The sequence below is a fragment of the Sorangiineae bacterium MSr12523 genome (genome assembly GCA_037157775.1).
Lineage (GTDB): Bacteria > Myxococcota_A > Polyangia > Polyangiales > Polyangiaceae > Pendulispora > Pendulispora brunnea.
Genome location: CP089982.1, coordinates 12,315,062 through 12,332,706 on the forward strand (window position 1 = coordinate 12,315,062; position 17,645 = coordinate 12,332,706).

General features: G+C 60.3%; 19 protein-coding genes. 11 read left to right on the forward strand and 8 right to left on the reverse strand.

The genetic code is table 11. The features are described from left to right. Window positions 1-200 precede the first annotated feature (200 nt). The gene (locus LZC95_48690) at window positions 201-545 is read left to right on the forward strand and encodes a heavy-metal-associated domain-containing protein (protein ID WXA94312.1); all 345 of its coding nucleotides are present in this window, start codon (window positions 201-203) and stop codon (window positions 543-545) included. Here the strand turns inward: LZC95_48690 and LZC95_48695 are convergent. After that, window positions 520-828: a hypothetical protein gene (locus LZC95_48695; protein ID WXA94313.1), complete on the reverse strand. Its 309-nt coding sequence runs from the start codon at window positions 826-828 to the stop codon at window positions 520-522. The two genes, LZC95_48690 and LZC95_48695, sit on opposite strands and share 26 nt — an antisense overlap. A 196-nt stretch (window positions 829-1,024) precedes the next feature. Next, the gene (locus tag LZC95_48700) at window positions 1,025-1,477 is read right to left on the reverse strand and encodes a response regulator (GenBank protein ID WXA94314.1); all 453 of its coding nucleotides are present in this window, start codon (window positions 1,475-1,477) and stop codon (window positions 1,025-1,027) included. Window positions 1,478-2,028: 551 nt separating this feature from the next. On the opposite strand from LZC95_48700, the gene LZC95_48705 reads away from it, so the two are divergent. The 4 genes from LZC95_48705 (at window position 2,029) to LZC95_48720 (ending at window position 5,264) form a co-directional block, all read left to right on the forward strand. After that, entirely contained in the window at window positions 2,029-2,319 is a 291-nt protein-coding gene (locus tag LZC95_48705; protein WXA94315.1) for a response regulator, read from the forward strand. 585 nt (window positions 2,320-2,904) lie between these two features. Then, window positions 2,905-3,210, forward strand: a complete 306-nt coding sequence (locus LZC95_48710) for a hypothetical protein (protein WXA94316.1) — start codon at window positions 2,905-2,907, stop codon at window positions 3,208-3,210. A gap of 62 nt (window positions 3,211-3,272) precedes the next feature. Then, entirely contained in the window at window positions 3,273-3,746 is a 474-nt protein-coding gene (locus tag LZC95_48715) for a response regulator (protein WXA94317.1), read from the forward strand. 327 nt (window positions 3,747-4,073) lie between these two features. Beyond that, window positions 4,074-5,264: a sensor histidine kinase gene (locus LZC95_48720; GenBank protein ID WXA94318.1), complete on the forward strand. Its 1,191-nt coding sequence runs from the start codon at window positions 4,074-4,076 to the stop codon at window positions 5,262-5,264. A gap of 38 nt (window positions 5,265-5,302) precedes the next feature. Here the strand turns inward: LZC95_48720 and LZC95_48725 are convergent, their stop codons facing one another. Then, window positions 5,303-5,659, reverse strand: a complete 357-nt coding sequence (locus LZC95_48725) for a hypothetical protein (GenBank protein WXA94319.1) — start codon at window positions 5,657-5,659, stop codon at window positions 5,303-5,305. 629 nt (window positions 5,660-6,288) lie between these two features. Between LZC95_48725 and LZC95_48730 the strand changes: the two genes are divergently transcribed. Then, entirely contained in the window at window positions 6,289-6,486 is a 198-nt protein-coding gene (locus LZC95_48730) for a hypothetical protein (protein WXA94320.1), read from the forward strand. Between the two features lie 470 nt (window positions 6,487-6,956). On the opposite strand, the gene LZC95_48735 is transcribed toward LZC95_48730, so the two are convergent. Then, on the reverse strand, window positions 6,957-7,355 hold the full coding sequence (locus LZC95_48735) for a low affinity iron permease family protein (protein ID WXA94321.1): 399 nt from the start codon (window positions 7,353-7,355) through the stop codon (window positions 6,957-6,959). An 11-nt stretch (window positions 7,356-7,366) separates the two neighbouring features. Here LZC95_48735 and LZC95_48740 point away from each other — a divergent pair, with 11 nt between their 5' ends. Together LZC95_48740 and LZC95_48745 are read left to right on the forward strand one after the other, a co-directional pair. Next, window positions 7,367-7,852 carry a response regulator gene (locus tag LZC95_48740; protein WXA94322.1) on the forward strand — a complete coding sequence of 162 codons (486 nt, stop codon included), beginning with the start codon at window positions 7,367-7,369 and terminating at the stop codon, window positions 7,850-7,852. A 94-nt stretch (window positions 7,853-7,946) separates the two neighbouring features. Further along, entirely contained in the window at window positions 7,947-8,648 is a 702-nt protein-coding gene (locus tag LZC95_48745; GenBank protein WXA94323.1) for a hypothetical protein, read from the forward strand. A gap of 606 nt (window positions 8,649-9,254) precedes the next feature. Here LZC95_48745 and LZC95_48750 read toward each other — a convergent pair. The 3 genes from LZC95_48750 to LZC95_48760 are packed head-to-tail and all read right to left on the reverse strand — an operon-like array spanning window position 9,255 to window position 12,550. Beyond that, complete coding sequence (locus LZC95_48750) at window positions 9,255-10,736, reverse strand: alpha/beta hydrolase (protein WXA94324.1); 1,482 nt, start codon at window positions 10,734-10,736, stop codon at window positions 9,255-9,257. A 21-nt stretch (window positions 10,737-10,757) separates the two neighbouring features. Then, window positions 10,758-12,284: an amidohydrolase family protein gene (locus tag LZC95_48755; GenBank protein WXA94325.1), complete on the reverse strand. Its 1,527-nt coding sequence runs from the start codon at window positions 12,282-12,284 to the stop codon at window positions 10,758-10,760. A gap of 5 nt (window positions 12,285-12,289) precedes the next feature. After that, window positions 12,290-12,550 (reverse strand): hypothetical protein, encoded by a 261-nt coding sequence (locus LZC95_48760; protein ID WXA94326.1) that lies wholly within the window; start codon window positions 12,548-12,550, stop codon window positions 12,290-12,292. Window positions 12,551-12,958: 408 nt separating this feature from the next. Here LZC95_48760 and LZC95_48765 point away from each other — a divergent pair, with 408 nt between their 5' ends. Both LZC95_48765 and LZC95_48770 read left to right on the forward strand, forming a co-directional pair. After that, entirely contained in the window at window positions 12,959-13,936 is a 978-nt protein-coding gene (locus tag LZC95_48765) for an AraC family transcriptional regulator (protein ID WXA94327.1), read from the forward strand. An 85-nt stretch (window positions 13,937-14,021) separates the two neighbouring features. Then, complete coding sequence (locus LZC95_48770) at window positions 14,022-14,612, forward strand: hypothetical protein (GenBank protein ID WXA94328.1); 591 nt, start codon at window positions 14,022-14,024, stop codon at window positions 14,610-14,612. 14 nt (window positions 14,613-14,626) lie between these two features. Here LZC95_48770 and LZC95_48775 read toward each other — a convergent pair whose 3' ends face one another. Beyond that, window positions 14,627-14,896 (reverse strand): hypothetical protein, encoded by a 270-nt coding sequence (locus LZC95_48775; protein WXA94329.1) that lies wholly within the window; start codon window positions 14,894-14,896, stop codon window positions 14,627-14,629. A 1,317-nt stretch (window positions 14,897-16,213) separates the two neighbouring features. Between LZC95_48775 and LZC95_48780 the strand changes: the two genes are divergently transcribed. Further along, window positions 16,214-17,530, forward strand: coding sequence for a hypothetical protein (locus LZC95_48780; protein ID WXA94330.1), 1,317 nt, complete (start codon window positions 16,214-16,216; stop codon window positions 17,528-17,530). Window positions 17,531-17,645 lie beyond the last annotated feature (115 nt).

The window sequence follows — 17,645 nt, forward strand, 5'->3', positions numbered from 1 at the left end:
TAATGTGCTATGTGCAAGCGGGACGAGGCGAGCTCATGTCGATAACGACCGATCGTGCCAAGAAGCTCTCGATTGGACGCGCAATACTGGCGGCGCTAGCCGCCTTATCGTGTTGCTTGCTTCCCTGCTACCGCAAACCCAAACGCGGGGCCTTGGCCGCATGCGGATGCGAGCCATCGCCGAAGAAGCGAGCGGCACGAATGGGACTATGGATTGCGGGCGCATTCGTTCTCGCCCTCGCAGCCGCGCCGTCGCTCTTCGCGCGCTGGGCCGTCGCGAGCAATCGAAACGTCACGGCACCAGGCAAGCTTGCGCAGTCGGTCATTGAGGTCCGGGGAATGGACTGCGAGGCGTGCGCTGCGCCCATAAGCGCCGCGCTGGCGAAGGTCGGAGGCTTCTACGATCTCCGGCTCGACATAGCTGCGCAGAGGGCCACGGTGCGCTACGAGCCCGCGCCCGCTCGCCTCGATGCGTACGTGGCAGCGATCAATGACCTTGGATACGATGCTGCATTGCAGCCTACTGGGAGACAACGGAGAGAATGAAACGCATCGAGATCATGATGTTCGAAGGGTGCCCCAACATCGACAAGGTGCTCGAGCGCGCAAGGTCAGCCGCCGACACGACCGGCGTGCCGACGGATGTTTCGCTGGTTCGAATTGGAAGCCTTGCGGAAGCCATTGATCGACGGTTTCTCGGATCGCCCACGGTGCGGGTATACTCGTCGTCGATGAGCCAGGCGTTGACATCGACAACCGTATGGTGATCGCGGAATGGATCGCCAAACCGGAGCATGCTGGCGACGAGTACCAGCTTATCGGCGCGCATAGCCCCCTTCGTCTTTCCGTTGCGTGGCCTCGTCATCGTGAAAGGCGTAGGTGGCGTGACCGCGTCGCTCGACTGTGTATGAGCGCACGCAGCGCGCAATTCTTGCCGTATGGCTGGCGGCAAAACGTGCATGGACATCGTCCAATCGCGCCATCGCCAACACGGCCTCGGGAAGAGTCGCGCTGATGTGAGCGAACTATGAATCTTCGCCCGTACGAGGGAGCGCCGCCAAGACCGCGACCAGCTCTTCGATTCTCACCGGTTTCGGCACATGCATCGTAAAGCCGGCGCGCAGCACTTGCTCCCGATGTTCGGCACCGGTACGTCCCGTTAGGGCCAGGGCGGGGAGACAAGAAGCGCGAGCTTCGGGTGACGCTCGCACGCGGCGAATCAAATCGTAACCGCTTTCGACGGGCATATCGATATCGGAGATCAGTACATCCGGCAGTTCTTGTTCAAGCTTAGAAATGGCGTCCGCGACGCTTTCTGCGCACGTAACACGTGCGCCGTGCTGTTCGAGCATTATCTGCAGTGCAAGACGGCTATCGTAGTGATCGTCCGTGACGAGAACGTGGATCCCAGCAAGCTGTGGCGAACGTTCGGGCGCTGCGGCTGCGGCTGCGTTCTCTGAATGCGAATCCTTGTGCATGGGGAGCCTGAGGAGTCATGAGTCCAGCTGCCTGACGACGAGCGTGCCCCCTTCGCCAAAGCCTTTGCATGGCGAACGCCAACCAAGGAATGTGGATTATTGCTCGTTGTGCGGGAGAATTGATTCGCCGTGCTCCCAAGGCGCGTTCCAAATTTCTCTAGTGAGGCAATGGTGCCTATTCAGGTGAGCATCGCGTAACGGAATCAGCCTCTAACCAAGCAGCGCTGCATTCGATGGCGTCGGGTGACGCGCAGCGGCGATCTTTGGGTCGCAACCTTGTGAGAGCCCGAGCCGGTCAGGAGCTCGTAGAACTCCTGGGGGCATTTCAGGTGGGCGCGCCGGCAGTATGTTTCCTCGCACGTTCAGGTGGATGCGACGCTCGGCTGCGGAGTCTTGGGCGAAACCCGGCTTCCCGTGTGGGCATCGATCGGGCTTCGCATCGCAAGCGATCCCAACGTCTGGTGAGCCAGGCACCGCTGGCCGTTTCACGTCCGGGCACCCCGCGATGATTTCAGATTCCATCCCAAGCATTCGGATGGACTCTGCCGTCCATGGGAACGCCGGCGCCAACCATCCCCTTCGAGGGTGCGCGCGTGCTTGTGGTCGAGGATGAACCCGACTCGCGTCTTCTCCTCGAGGCCCTTTTTCGGACCCGAGGCGCCATCGTGAAGGGCGTTTCCTCGGCGCGCGAGGGGCGGACTGCGCTTGATGCCTTCGTACCCGACGTCATCGTGAGCAACATCGGACTGCCCGACGAGGATGGATACGTTCCGAAGCCGGTGGAGCTCAAGTCGCTGATCGAGATTGTTCACGAGCTGGTTGGCGCCTCGCGACCATGTTAGCCATTCTCAGCGTGATGGCGCACCGCTCTGGAATGACAACCGATCCGGCACGTCTGCGCACCGAAGTCTTGGCACTCCGGACAATCAGCGCACGGAACTCGTGGCCGACTTGCTCGCGAGCGTGGACTTCGCCTCACGGGTCGATGTGCTGCAAACGTTCGCGCGCCTGGATTCTCGGACGCTCCTCGCGCTCTATCGGATGATCACCTCGCGCCGGTGAGGCCGTCCGACGTTCGCGAGGTGCTCTTCGCATGGCCATACGTGTAGGGCGTCGGCCTTCGAAACAGGTCATGGGCGTCAGGAGCGCTCGCTGGGACATCAACGTAGCGAATTGTCCCGAACGACTGTCCGATGATGCGTCTCGGGGATGCGCTTCATTCGTCGACGGGAATGTCGCAACCGCGAAATTCCAAGCTACTGGTGCGCTTCATGCAGGTGCTATGGACGTCGCCGATGTCGTCCCGTGCCACGTTCAGCCGGGATCTATTTCCATCGGAACAAGAATTCATGAACGAGCAGACGCGTCTCGTTCTCCACTCCGCTGATCGAGGCACGCGGCGGCGGAATGTGAAGGAGACCAGCGTCATGAACTCGCTTCGAAATCTACCTATCGTCCTCGAATACGAGGAGGACGGCAGCATCCACGCGCATTGTCCGCTGTTGGCCGGGTGCGAATGCAAGGCCCCCACGCGCGCCATCGCGTTGAACACGATGGAGCAGACCATCAGACGCATGCGCAACGAGCATGCATTTGGTTCGATGAAAGCGCACAAGTACGAAGTAATCCACCTCGCCTTGACGCCCATCGCCACTGGACGACGCCCACAAGTGAGCTCCGGTCGCAGACGCGCGTCACCTCCCGACGCCACCCCGCCTGCGGAGGACTCGTGAATATTCGTGGGAGTGGAAGCCATGGTTCGCAAGTTCCCGATAAGATCGCGTTAGAGTGCACCATGGACTCCAAATCATCGAGCTCGAACGCAGAGGTGCGACTCGATGGCATCTGTGTGCTTGTCATTGAGGACGAGGACGATTCGCTTCTCCTCATGGAGACTGCGTTGAAAGCGCGTGGCGCAATTGTGCGCGGGGCCAAATCTGCGAGCGAAGGTCGCCACCTGCTCGAAGTGTTCCCGGCGGACGCGATCGTCAGCGACATCTCGATGCCGGAGGAGGACGGCTACTCCTTCATTCGGAGTATCCGGTCGTTACCGGCGGAAAAGGGGGGAAGTACGCCGGCCGTGGCATTGTCGGGGCATGCCTTTCCCGAGGACGTGCGACGCTCTCTCGAAGCAGGCTATGATGTGCACGTTACGAAACCCGTGCACCTTGAAAACTTGCTTGAGGCCGTGCGCGGTTTGATTGATCATGCGGCTCGAGACGCCCGAATTGAGGGCATTCTCGCGGGGCCGCACGCCCATGTCTCGTAATTTCAACAGGTCCACCTGCGAGACATTGCGAAGTCACCTCGACCAATCCAACGCACATCGAGCCGCCCGACGTTCAACGTCGTGGGCGACTTACTCTTCGCAGGACCATACGGGTATGGCGTCAGGTCTTCGAACCACATGGCGCCGCATCCTATCCGGAGGTGGATCACGGTTCGGCGGCTCATCCGAGGATCTTCCAATGAGCACCGCTCCAGACTCCATTTCCACGATTGTTCGGGTGCCCTTTTCCGTGCAGGCGATCTCGACGCCGACGCAGGTCCGGTCTTCGTGGCTGGTCATCGTGCGTGAAGAAGCGCCTAATGAGACATGAGCGATCACGAACGAGCTTCGATCGAGATGGCAAACCCCGGCCGTTTAGCAACCCTTCTTCGGAAGGAGCGGGAGGCGCTAATCGACCGGTGGCTCGACCGAGTTCTCAACGATCCCGGCGTTCCCACCGCCAACAAGCTCGGGCGGCCGGCGCTCGAGGACAATATGCCAGTGCTGCTCGACCGCATCATTGAAAGAACCGCTGGCGGAGATTTTGACGTAGACGATCTGAGCGACGGTAGTGGCCGACATTCCGTAGGCGCGAAGGAGATCGGTACCGCGCACGCAGAACACCGCTTCGACGTAAACTACACAGCAGAGGAAACCATTCGCGAGCTATCTATTTTTCGCGAGGTCCTGCTCGAGCTATGCGCTGAAAATCGGATCGTGCTCACTCTGGATGAATCCAAGGTGGTGCACCTCGCGATCGACGAGATGATGGCGGTCGACGCAAAGCAACTCGAAACGCAGGTATTCAGTCGAAGCGAACAGGTCATGGCTATCGTTGCACATGACCTTCGTAACCCGCTTAACATCGTGGACGGGTACGCCCAGCTCTTGAAAATGGATCCAGCACCGGGTGTCGTTGCGGCTGCGCAGGCGATCGAACGAAGCACCAAGCAGATGACGCGGCTGATTGAAGACCTGCTGGCAATGTCCCAGCTGGAATTGGGCCACATGTCCATTCAGCAGCAGGAAGCGGATGCTCGCGAGCTCGTGACCGAGGTCCTCGATCAGTTCCGCCATACTGCAAATCGAAAAGGCATCGCGCTGACCAGCCACCTACCGGAGCGAGAGGTGCTGATCGGGTGCGACCCTCTCCGGATCGAGCAGGCTATCGGCAACTTGGTCTCGAATGCGATCAAGTTCACCCCACATGGTGGCCGCGTTTGGGTGGAGCTCGAACGAACAGGTACCCGCGTGATCTTCCGAGTATGCGATACAGGTTCTGGGATCGCTCCCGAACAACGCCCTCAAGTCTTCCGACCGTTTTGGCAAGGCGGCGAAGCCGGCCGCCATGGCGTTGGTCTCGGACTCGCCATTGTCCGGGGCATTGTGGACGCACACGGCGGAAGCGTTTCCGCTCACGAAGCACCGGGCGGCGGCGCGATGTTTTGCTTTACGCTTCCGGTGCTGGAGGAAGCACGCTCCAGCAAGTCATTCCGCATCGGGAGACCAAGTAGGTAAGTCCGAGAGCATCTCCGGCGAGGCCTTCGATTAAGGGGTTATCGGCTCGCTACGAGGGATCCGGCGTGCGTTCGGCGACGGTCGCTCCGTCGCATGCGCGTGCCGATGCCATGTCGGTCGAATCCCGAGAGACGGCGCCCTATCCCGTTACCGTGCGGCGGATTGAGCGGGGGGAGAGGTTCCCATTCCGAGACGATGTCCTCCGCGCTCGTCGCCGTTGTCGCCGCATGTCGAAGCCATCGTTCGAGAAGCGCGGCTTCGGTGCATGCGAGAATCTTGGCTCGAACCGAATCGTTTACCGGAATGTTGCGCGCGAGCAAGACGACGAGGACGTCGGCGGCACGAGCTTTTGCGACTTCCTTTTCGACTTCTTCGGCCAGCTGCCGCTTGAACATTTCACTTCTAAATCGGTAACCTGACAGGTCCATCACTGCGTTTCGATGCACTGAAGAACTGGAATCGCAGCGAGGGCGGATTGTATGCAATATAGACGAAAAGGTGTACCCAGACACGATGCGACCGTCAGTCGTCTAACGTCCGCTGCTCGTCACCAATCTTTCGTGAGTCATTTTGTTTAGAGCGCGCCTCGCGGCGCCGATGTACTCTCGAACTTCGTCAAGCAAGTACACTTTCATATCGGTGGGACCGTCTCCACTCCGAGTCGAGGAGAGGTCTTCTTCGACGTCACCAAGTTGAGGATAGGCCTCACGAACAATCTCTTCGAAGGTCGGTACATGCATGTCCCCCCTCCAGCGAAAGCGATGCTCTACAGCGTGGCCTGGATTTCGGTCCGGTCCAGCAAAGCGATGAGCTGTATCAATGGGGCGCTCGCCTTGCGTTGAGGTGGTTTCCTCATGAGTTCTGTCTGTTCCCGGACAGCACTCTTGACCGCCATCGTTGAACATGGCTTGTCCTAAGACGCGAGTCACAGAACGGGCCCTCGATGTCCAATCATTTATGAAATTGCGGCGCGTAGCTTCGACAACCGTTCGATGATCCGTTCGAGGCTCTCGCACAATGAGGCGTGGGACTGGCGGCTCGCGTCGAGGTCGAGCTCCAGCGTTTCGGGCTCGAGCGCCTGCCACTCTACGAGCTCTTTTTCACCGGCTCGATCGAGCGATGCGCGTACCTCGTGACGAAGGGAGTGCATGCGAGAGAGCTGCTCTTGAACGGCGGTCGCCAGCCGATGTCGAACGAGAGCACGGCCAAGCTGCCGATCTGAGCGCGAGCACGCACACGATGTGGCGTTTTTGCCCCAGCCTCCGGCCGCGAGAGTCCGTGGTCCCGCTTAGATGCCTTCTTTTTCGTGAAAGTTTCGCACCCGCGCTGAAATTGGTCGCTGGCTTGATTCGTGCTCACCGGCAAGCATCGAACGGGCGCCGATCGTCAATCGGCTGCTCGTTCAGCGGGGGGCCAGCTCTCGACACGGAGGCTTGCCAGTGAGGGAACACATCAAGATCTCGAGCTGCCCGAAATGCGACCTTCCCGTCTTGCTCTCCTACGCCCCGAGCGGTGATGTCGAGGACTGCTGCTCAGTGTGGCCCGAGTGCCAGTGCACGGGCGCATCACGAGCGGTCGCTCTCCACATGATACAGCGGCTGATCAAAGGCCACAGGTACGAGGAAGGCCCTTCGGAAGCCGCCCCTCAACCCGAGCAACCACGCATCGAGGTGTCGTAGCCTTCTCGGCGCGCTACGCGTTCTTTCGATGGTCGGCGCGACTTGCACGAACTTTGTGCAATCGATGGCCAAGTTGTTCGAACCCGGCCTGCATTTCCTGAAGTTCTTCATCGCTCATGTCCTCCAACGCGAGGAGCCCGTTTCGCGCCCCCTTATTACATCGAATGAGTTCATCGAGCTTCAGGTGGATCGCTTTCGCATCGCGGTTTTGGGTGTTCTGAATGAGAAAGACCATCAAGAAGGTGACGATGGTGGTGCTGGTGTTGATGACCAATTGCCACGTATCGGAGAAGCGAAACAATGGTCCGCTTACCGCCCAAATACCAATGGCGAAGAGGGCGGCAAAGAAGACCGTGGGGTGGCCGGCGCCTTCCGCGATGGTGTGAGCGAATTTTCGAAATCGGTCTTTCATGAGGATCCGAGATGCAAAAAGCACACGAGGTGGTTTCGAGCAGCAGTGGGAGTGGCACGGCGCAGCATCGAAAGGACACGGCCTATCGAAGACGCGCCGGCAAGCGGCTCGAGGGGATCCGCATATTGGTAGTAGATGACGAGCGCGATAGCCGGCTCGTTCTGGAGACGTGCTTGCGGCTTCGCGGTGCGCATGTCCGCACGGCGGCATCCGCTGGCGAAGGACGCCGCGAGCTCGAGAAGTTCAAGCCGCACGTGATCGTGAGCGACATTGCCATGCCCGGTGAGGACGGGCACCAATTCGTTCGAGGCATTCGAGCCATGTCTGTCGAGCACGGAGGCAGCACACCGGCCATTGCGCTGACCGCCTTCGCCGATCCCGAAGCTCAACTCGAGGCATTGGAAGCCGGCTTCAACGCCCACTTGGGGAAACCAGCCAATTACGAAGAGCTGCTTTCCCTCCTGCGCCGATTGGCATTTGCCGCAGGCGCAGGATGACCAGAACCCAGGAGCTTGTGACGATTTGAGAGCATCCGCCTTGCCCGCGCGACAAATAAGACGGTGTGCCTCGTACATCATCTTGATGCTGACTATGGGCATTGAAAGCCAAGCATGGGCGATCCGGCCGCTCATCACGGATGATGCCCGTGTCGTCGGCGAGCGTGCCGCGCAGATCGAAACCTGGATCCGCGTGGACGAAGGAGGGCCCCAGCATTGGACCGTGTTTGCTGTCGGACCGTTGAAGCCGCTCGAGCTGTCGGCGGGAGGTTTCTATGGGAGCGATGACCGGCACTTCACCGCGGCGGCCCCCACCATTCAACTCAAGGCACTGGCCCTTGAACCCAAAGCGGGCGCGATTCTGCCCGGCGTCGCCGTCGTCGCTGGCATATTTGGGCCCGTCGGGACAGGTCCCCTTCGCGTTCGGGGATGGGACTCTTTTGGCTACATTGCTTTGACGGAATCTCTCGATAGAGGAGATCGCGTTCTCGTTCACCAGAACGTCGGAGTGGTGACGACCCACGATTCCACCCTAGGAGGCAAGCACGACATCGTCACCTGGGGCGTCGGCACTCAGGTCCGCATAGCAGCGGGGTTCCATTTCGTCGGAGAGATCTTTTCGGGAGATCCGTATTCGGATTCACCCGGCGGCGCTTTCCAGGTCGGCGGGCGCCAATTCGTTTCGTCGCACGTGCAGGTGGATGCAACCGTAGGGCGAGGCATCTTTGGCGAAACCATTCTCCCGGTGTGGGGTTCGCTCGGGTTGCGATTCGCGAGCGATCCAGATTTTTGGTGAGTGGTGCGCCAGATCCCTGCGGGGCACGCTATTCCGGGCGAATAAACTTCTACCGTCGCTCTATCCGAGCGCAGTTGCCCAGAAAGCACCCGTCTTCGAGACAATGGCGCCCCAAGGAGCGTTAACGCCACACCTCGGGTTTGAATCTTCGGGCGGCCGGTTTGATGTTGGATCGCGATGTCATCGGTCTTCGGGCTTGCTGCACGCGAAACGTGTTCTGGCACGGCGCTCGCTCTAGTGCGGGACGGCACCAGGCAAGGTGGCTCTCCCCCCCGGGCCCCTCTGCATGGTGCCTTTTTCTATTTCGCCCCCCGCTCAAGAAGCAAGGAGGGTCTGGTCATGTCCGACGACAAATCAAAAGTGGGAGAGCCCGATCGTTCCCGGGTCGCCGCTGGCGAAGAATGGGAGGCGGCTATTTGGTAAAGAAGCTCGGTGTCACCGCTGATGAAGTGAGGGCCGCCGTCGCCAAGGTAGGAATCAACCGGGCCGCAGTCGAAGCAGAATTGGCCACAAGCTCGTCGAGATCGGCCATCCACGCGCGGCATACATACGGGCGGAGCGCCTCGATGCTGGCGCAACGCTTGCTTGGGCGTGAAGCCATTGTCCTCAGCGCTTTTTGAATCCCCGGTTTATTGCCGATTCCATCGGGCAGGTGACCGTGGAAACCGGAAGCGTCAAGTCGACGAAATAATGATTAGCGTGCTCGATGGCGCAAGGGTTTGCATAACCCAGGTAGAGGCTATGCGCGGCATGGTCGACGCGTACCAGAGCGGAGCCGACCAGCCGTTCCTTGAGGTCTTTCGCTTCTTCTTCCTCGGCCAACGACGTGAGCACCAATGCCGGCGGAAGCCCGGTTGCGTCGAGGGCAGCATGCGGATTGCTGACGGGCACCGGCGAACCGATGCACATCGTCCCCAGTGCCGTTTGCCAGCGGGGCAGGTGCGGCGCGAGCCGACGATTTCGCTCCTGGGCAGCGCGATAATCGGCAATCTGCCGATAGCCCCAACCATCTCCGCACTGCGTCGCGGTCAGAAAGTTGGGCCATGCGAGCTTGCCGCCCCGGCCTGGCGCGGACAAGAGCGTTGCGTCGCCGCGGCGCGCTTGGTCGATGCCCTGGGCCAGCTCATTCCATCGTTCGGTAGCGAGATACGCTCCGGCAAAGGCTTCGAGATCGACCCCGGCGTAGTGAACATCGTCCTGGCCATTGCGCGCCGGAATGGGTGTCTCGTCAGCACGATTTAGGAGCTCCGTCCATACCGCGGACACATCTTCCTTTTGAAGCACGCAGTCGGTGCTTGCACTACACCACGTGACGAAACGCGCGAAGGGGGTCTCCGCGGTGCGATCGCGCATTTCATCATAGGCCGACGCATCGGCGAGATGATCGACGACGGAGTCCAACACCATGGCCCTTAGTTGCTGCGGAAACAATCGCGCGTAGGCCACACCGAACACCCCTCCGTACGAAACGCCCAGGTAGTTCAGTTTTTCGTCGCCCAGCGCTCGGCGAATGGCCTCCATGTCTCGGGCCTGGCTGAGCGAGTCCACGTGGTCGAACCGCACCGGATGGTGCCGGCGGCATCGCTCGGCCACGGCGAGGTTCTTCTGAGAAAGGCGCTCCCACTCGACGTCGTCGGTAGGGCGACCGGGTTCCACGGTCGCAAAACAGCCGTCATGCTCCTCCCCCTTCTCGAAGGTGGACTCCGAACCACGCGGTTCCCAGGTCACCACGTCGAAGCGTTGCCGCAAATTTTCGAATGTAGCCGCCTTGCGCTCCAGATCCGGGATCCCATTGCCGCCCGGGCCACCGGGGTTGAACAAGACCGATCCGAGGCGCTTCGCGGGATCGGCACTTGGCCGGCGCGCAAGGTGCAATTGGAGTTTCGGCCCGCCCGGGTACGCCCAGTCCACGGGAACTACGAGTGAAGCGCATTGCATCCCACCGCTGCAATCGTGCCATTCGAGTGGCTCCGCGGCAGCGTCGCTGGAGGACGAACAGTGACCAAGGGTCATCGCCCATGCCACGGCCGACAATCGAACGAGAGACCACCCGACCTGCACGATTTCGACTTGCTTCTTTCTAGGCATGTATTTCAGGACTCCTTGCAGCTACCGGGTCGCGTCGGTACCCAGCTGCTCATCTTCATGAATTGGCATTGTTTGGTTATGGACCGGCGTACGGTTGGCGGCGGCTTCGGCGTCCGCCAGGATCTTCTGACGCTCTCCGTGGGACACGAGCCTGCCGCGGACGACAACCGCTTCGATGGTTCGTGTGTTCCGAATATTTTCGAGCGGATCCTCGTCGAGGACGACCAAGTCGGCGATCTTTCCCTTTGCAATCGTGCCGAGCGAATCCGACAAACCGAAGGCTTTCGCAGGATGGATCGTGGCTGCCTGCAGCGCCGCCATCGGTGTCAATCCGGATTTTACCATCAACTCCAATTCATCGTGGAGGCCATAACCGGCAATGCAGTAAGGATTGCCCGCGTCGGTCCCCGCCAGGAGACCGACCCCGGCTCGATGCAATGCGCCCGTGAGCTGGAGTCGGCGCTCGTACAACTCTCTCCCGTCGGCGAGCTGCCGTTCGTCCAGGGATGCGCGGGTCGCAATGAAGTTCTCCCACGATATCCGTAGATTCACCGGAATGTACCGCAGCCCGTCGGGGTCGCCGACGGTACCGTCCAGAAGCCCGATCGCCCGCGCCACGGTCAACGTCGGCGTTTGCCACGTGCCGTTGTCCTTCAGTCGACGGAATAGCGCCGTGGCTTTGGCTTCGTCGTATGACCGTGCACCCAGCAACGCCGCCTGGCTTTGACGGCTAGCGAAGGTGGCAACGTCCCGCGGCGTCGGGGTCTCGAGTTTCGTCCAGTCGGACAGGGCTGTGCCCATTTTCTCGAGCAACTCCGCCTCGCGATTCGAGGTCGCTTCGGGGATGCCGTACAGATGCTCGGCCGTCAGCAAGCCCGCGTCGGACGCCCGAGCCGCTGGCATGACCACGGGGATATGTCCGGCAATGGGAATGTGCAATTTGGAGGCTTCGTCGGCAATGGCCAAATAGTTGGCCTTCGTGAGGGCGGAGTAAACTTTGATGAAGTCAGCCCCTTCTTCTTTGGCCCGGCGTACCGCGGCTCGCCCCTCAGCTTCGTCGGAAACGGCCACCGAGCCGGGGTGGATCACGGGCTTCCCGTCGATGATGGCGCTGCCGATGACATAGCGCGGCCCAAGGCGCTTGCCCGCATCGATCTCCGCTCGCAAGGCGTGCTGTTTGGGAGTACCCCACATATCGCGAACACTCGTGACGCCCATGGCCACATCGAGGGAGAGTTCGATGTCCTCGTAGACGGTATGAACGTGCGAATCCCAAAGCCCAGGAACGACGTACCGCCCACCCCCATCCACGATGGTCGCACCTGCCGGGGCGGGCGGAAGGGCATCTTTTCGAATCACTTCGACGATGCGATCGTCGGAGACGATGATGGCCATTCCCGGGTTCCACGTCGCGCCGGTGGCGTCGAGCACCGTCACGTTCGTGAGTGCCCAGCCGCCCTTTGCCGGCCAGCGTGCCGAACTTTCCCCGCCGCTGCATGTCGTGGATGCGAGTCCCAAGATGAGCGCGGAAACGAGAAGAGATTTCATTGAACTCAACCTAGGCAGGGGTAATCCGATGAACCAAACATCGGATCACGCGGTAAACTCGCCGCGCCTATTGCCGATTTGGTGCGTATGCCCCAAAGGGCTCGGAACGGCGGTAAGGAAAAATCCCACGGAAAATATAGCGGTTTGCCGCAGGCATCTGTTCGTGCCCGCGCATCGCTCGATAATGTCGTCGGATGATAAGCAGACACATCCGAATTGGCGCATGCGGCAAGAAAAAGCAATATGAGCAGGAGAATGTACTTCATGGTTTACTGATTCATTTGGCGGGTACGACGAAGTTAAGAAAGGAAGATTCTCTCTTCACCAGGGCACGCCCATGCCCACCGAGGAAAGAACGGCCCTAAATCCGTACTGCGAGAGCGAATGGTGCGACGCACATCGTCATCGCGAAGGATGGCACTCACATTAGTTGTGCTTCGATCCTCGAGCAAGGAATAGGGGATGCCAACTCCGCGTACACTTGATGCCAAGCGTTCCTCGCCCTGACGTGATGTGATTCATCGAAGGGCATCGAGCTCGCTGCGCAGTTCGGTGAGCTGGCGGCATTTTCCGATTGCGACCTGCCTCAAACGCGCCATGTTGCCGTTGCATTGAGAACCCGCTCTCGTGGCATACGGATCGCGTCATTCTTCGTCCCGAAGGTGCTCGCGCACGTGCGCGCGGCTGCAGGGGAAAAGTCGGCGGCGCTGGAACGAGCGTTCGGTCTTCCGCTCGACTGGCGCGAGGACCAGCGATTGACGGTCCCGCTCGGCGTGATCCGTGACCTGACGGAGTCCGCCGAGCACCTGATTGCAGACCCGCATATCGGACTTCGCTTGGGAACCAGTCACAAGCGGGGGGATTTTGGGATTATGGAATTTGCTGCTCGGAGTGCTCCCACGTTCGGTGCGGGCATCGAGCGGCTGTCGAAGTACCAGCGACTGCTCAACAACTTCGTATCGTTCGAGAGCGACGTGCGAAAGGACGAATTCGTGATCTCCCACAGCATTCCGGGCGATCCATTTGGCACGGGTCGACACGGTCACGAGTACACGATGTCCGTGATGTTGAACATGATCCGCGACGTCACCCAGACGCCCATCGTCCCCAAGGCCGTCCGGTTTGCGCATGCACGCTCATCGGGCACCCTCCCGTTGCAAGAGTTCTTCGGCACCGAACGCGTCGAGTTCGATCAAGGGATCAACACGCTCACATTCCCCATCGAGTTGGTCGATCTGCCGCTCGTCACGGCAGACGCCGAGCTATTGGCGCTGTTGGACGGGGTGGCGGAGCGCGATCTGCAGGCGGCGCCGTTCTGGGGCGATGACGGAGAACGCGATTGGGTCATCTCGGTGCGCAATCATATCGTCGAGACGTTGAAACGAGGCGAGACACCGTCGATCGAGGATGCAGCGGATGCTCACCATATGAGCGTGCGCACGCTCCAGCGACGGCTCGACGAAATGGGATGCATCTTCGCCAAATTGGTCGATGATGTCCGGCGCGAGCTGTCGTTCATCTATTTGCAGGATACACGCTTGCGCGTCCGTGACGTGGCGACGCGCCTCGGTTACGCGGAGGTGGGGCCATTCGTGCGCGCATTCCGACGCTGGACGGGGGATACACCTCGGCAGTATCGGGCACGAGCTTAAGCTCCAAGCCAACGCTCGAGTGCCGAACGCAGCCCGCTCGGTCGCCCTCTCGCCGCGAATGGCCCAATGTGTCAAACTTGCGAGCATGGAGTGGACCCTCGCGGAACTTACAGAGGAAATCGCGAACGATCCGTGGTTTGCGCGCCTCATCGGCGGGGAGCCCATGAACGAGCAGATGCGCGCCGAGTACCAGGCTTGGTTGCGCGCCCGCGGCGATGTGCGTGCCGAGGTGCTGCGCCTGCATGAGGCCTTGTGTGCCGAGCCTCCACCCGCCCATCACGCCGCGCTCCGGGAACAATTCGAATCGCTTCTAGGTCAGGTCGCACCCCGGTGGTGGCGCCTGGTACGAACCTTTTATGGAGTGCGCAATTGCGGCGCTTCCCCGTTTACACCCGAATATCGTAAATTGCGATTTGCCTATCCATGCTCGAAAACGTGGGACACCCTGGAGCCGACGGCCATGCCCAAGGAGCGTCACTGCCAGGAGTGCGGCCACTCCGTCTATTTCTGCACCAGCGCCGAAGAGGCCTCCCAACGCGCGCGACAAGGTCAGTGCATCTCGGTGACAACGCTGATGGCCCAGCGGATGGGGCAACGGGCCATGCAGAACCACACTGGATTTCCGAAGCCGGATGAATGCTGGGCGGACACCATTTTTAGCTCCGAGGAGGGATGAGGGGAGTCACCCTTCTATTCCGAGTTGGAATGCGCCGGATCGTAGACTTTCGTTTTCCGTGCGCATAGTCCCACTTCGTCGAGCATCACCTTTCCAAATGTGAGCGTCTCCCCGTCCCGGAGGGCCTGCACGGCACCGGCAACGAGCGGATCGGAGTACTGATCTTCGACCCGAGCACGATCGGGTCCGTGGGATCGCCGCCAATCGAATTGCGTCATGGCGGCGAATTCACCGCTGTTCGTATCCGTGTCGGTGATGGCGTCACCACTACGGACGGTGTCCATCTGCCCCTGAAGCCTCAGTGCTCATAGATTAGCGTGGCGAAGTAGTGCTTAGCACGATTCGAGCCTGTCAAAGCTCATAAAACCGGCTTTCCAACGATACCTGGCACTGGTTTCCACGCCCATCTTGAAACAATCCGAATCCGGGCCATTCCGTATAATCACTTTGACCCATTGAGGCGAAGTGCATCTGTTGTACACTTGGACGAAACGCAATTCGGGGAACACGTCCCGATCCACGCAAGACGGTGGAAGGGTATACCGTGTACTCAGTCTGCTCGGGTCGCTCGACACGGCCGAATCGTCTTCTCGGGGAGCCTCGTCCGGCCCCTCCGCCTGAACGATCTCGTTCATCTGCTGCGTAGCCGGATCCTCTGTCTGGCCATCCAGATTGTCTGCCGCACACCCGATGATTGGCACTCCGAAGAGCGCAACGATCAAGAGCCCGGGCGTCTTTGTGGCTGTCCTATTCATGTAACTCCCTTTCTTGAAAGGACCTTCAGCATGACGTATGCCGACCTGCAGATGCGGTGACGGAAACCAGGATTCATGCGATTTGCCGGTTGATGCGAGGACAATGAAAAGTACGAACGGGGGATCCGGGACGATCTCGTCCAGCACCCCACGATGATCCGGCAAAGCGTCGCCGCACGAAGCTCGTCGCGAGCGGCCCCGTCCAGTACACGGACGCCGGCATTCGCGGAATGCGCGTCTCCGTTCCGAGCGGTTCCGTCGCCCGCCTCTACCCTCGGCGAGACCCGCAGGGGCCTGGTCCAGCGAGGATCGAGTGCGTGGCGCCGCCGGGGGGCTTGCGCTGTTCTCAGGCGGCTCGAGAACGTGGCGTCCAACGAGCGCTTCGCTCTACGACTCGTCCAGCCGCGCGAGGCATTCGTTCACACTGCTCGCCCTCCCATGTGGACGGTGACAAGTGTACGGTAAATTTTTTGAAATTGCAGGACAGGAAGGACGAGAGGACATTGCGACCGCTGCAGAACAACTAACGGAGAAGGGGCACATCGAAGCGCGCGTCGAGACCTTACGGATGGCGATCGAGAAGGCTCTCGCGGTGCGAAACGTGGCGCTCTCGGAAGTCGGGCGAGCACGGCATCGACGGATGCATTGATCCAACGCTGCTCGCTCCGGCTCGAACAGAGGATGGTCACATGGACGAAGCATTCGATTTCGTCGATGGAACTCGAGCCCGACATATCGATCCTAAGTTCTAATCGGAACGTCGATTGTGAAATTTTGCATGGAAAATCGCGCAGGTGGACATCCGGCGAAATGTTCGACAAATTCTGCCTCCGAGAGGACTACTCCATGGCAGCTTCACACCAGATTGTGCGCGCACTCGACCATGCATCGACGGTCATTCGTCTGACGGCGTTCGACGAAACGTTGTCGTACGCTGCCGTGTCCGTTGGATTCGTTTACGAGACATCCGTTTCGGAAGCGGATCTTGTTCGAGGTCTCGAGGTGGCGCTCGCGCACTACCCCGTATTCGGAGCTCGTATGCGCCGCCGGCAGGGCAGCGCCGAGCTGGTCTGTGACAATCAGGGAATATCGCTTTCAGTGCGGGTTGTCGACGCGACCGTCGACGATGCGACCGAATGGCTGACCGCGAATGCAATCGACCGTATCGTTACCCCGGTGAACGCGCTACGTGCACGTGCAGGAAAGGAGCCTTTGCTCAGCCTTCGCATCACGTACCTCGCCGGCGGCGGGATGCTCGTCGGAGCCTCGTGGCATCATTCGATCGGGGACACGCAATCCTTCATGCGGTTCATGAACGCGTGGTCGGCAGCCGTCGACGGACGCGACATTGCTTCCGAGGAGCGAATAACCAACCGTTCCGCGTACCTATTGCGACACTTCACCGCGTGCAATCTCGCGAATGGCAAAGCCAGTGCATTGCGCTTTCAGCGACTCCGGCTGCTCGAGGTGGCGAAGATTCTCCTGGCACTGCGAAAGCGAAACTTTCGCAGCGTCGCCATGTATTTTACATCCGACGAAATCATCGAAATGAAGCGCGCGCTCGGCCCCAGGCTCTCGGCCAACGACGTGGTCTCCGCACATATTCACGATCTCGTACGCCGGTGCGAGGGCGCGGAGAGTCCGCGCGAGCTCATGATCGTGGTCAACTTTCGAAAGCGTGTCGGTCTGGGTCCCGACGTGCTCGGCAACCTCCTCACGCCAATGATGCTCCCGTGGAAGCCCGGCGACTCGGTGGGGGAGATGTCCGGAAGGATCCGCGCGGGCGTCGATCATTATTTGACCGACCATTTCGATTATTCGGCCACTGAGCGCGAGCTCGGCGCAATACCGAGGCGGGCTCGATGGCGTTACGTTCCCATCGATCCGACGCGCCGAATCGTCACGTTCACGAATTGGAGCAAGTTCGGTGTCTACGATGTGTCGTTCGGCGGGAGCCGTCCCATGATGTTTGCGCCCCTCTCCGCGCGACCTCAGCCCTGGGCCTCCATTCTGGTCGAGGGCTTCCGCGGCGAAGGCGTGCTCGTTCGAGGCGATTTTCCGATCAACATCGTAGCCGAGCTGCACAAAATGCCGAACGAACGCCGTCACCCGTACCGGGCGGCGGGTACCGCGTTGTCCACCCCATCGCGTACATTTCTCTGACGGAACACGCCTATGTGTGCTTCCCGCCAGTCACAGGGATGGCAAGGGGGCGCCACGCTTATCGCTCTTGGCGGACTACCACGCACGCATCACCGTCGTTTACATCGAACGATCA